Annotated in this window: 3 tRNA genes; all 3 read right to left on the bottom strand. The window is 48.6% G+C overall.

Annotation, left to right across the window (positions count from 1 at the left end):
• Positions 1-30 precede the first annotated feature (30 nt).
• Positions 31-106: transfer RNA gene (locus tag DC345_RS31270), tRNA-Val, on the bottom strand.
• A gap of 123 nt (positions 107-229) precedes the next feature.
• Positions 230-301, bottom strand: a tRNA-Glu gene (locus tag DC345_RS31265).
• A 4-nt stretch (positions 302-305) separates the two neighbouring features.
• A tRNA-Asn gene (locus DC345_RS31260) sits at positions 306-381 on the bottom strand.
• Positions 382-484: the final 103 nt, after the last annotated feature.

Genomic DNA, 484 nt, shown 5'->3' with positions numbered 1-484 from the left:
TCCACCCCGCGTCGTTATTTAGAAAAGATATGGTGGAGGCTGAGGGGATCGAACCCCCGACCCTCTGCTTGTAAGGCAGATGCTCTCCCAGCTGAGCTAAGCCTCCATATATATGACCCATAGGGGATACTCTCACTACGTTCGAGACTGCGAAGCAGTTGCTAACGTAGTACATCCTCCGACGAACCTTTGGAATTCTCATCCCTTTTTGAAGCTATAAATATAGCTATGACCCGTAGGGGATTCGAACCCCTGTTACCTCCGTGAAAGGGAGGTGTCTTAACCCCTTGACCAACGGGCCTTAATGGCTCCCCGAACAGGGCTCGAACCTGTGACAACTCGATTAACAGTCGAGTGCTCTACCAACTGAGCTATCAGGGAATACTAAGCATCTGCAGTGCAAATGCAATTCATCGTACAAGATCAACATGCAAAAATCTGTTTTCTATGTAAGATGAAAGAGTTCGCTTGGCGGCGTCCTACT

It is taken from the genome of Paenibacillus taichungensis (assembly GCF_003287275.1).
GTDB lineage: Bacteria > Bacillota > Bacilli > Paenibacillales > Paenibacillaceae > Paenibacillus > Paenibacillus taichungensis_A.
Note: the sequence above shows the minus strand (reverse complement) of the source record. Positions and strands in the feature narration are given on the sequence as shown.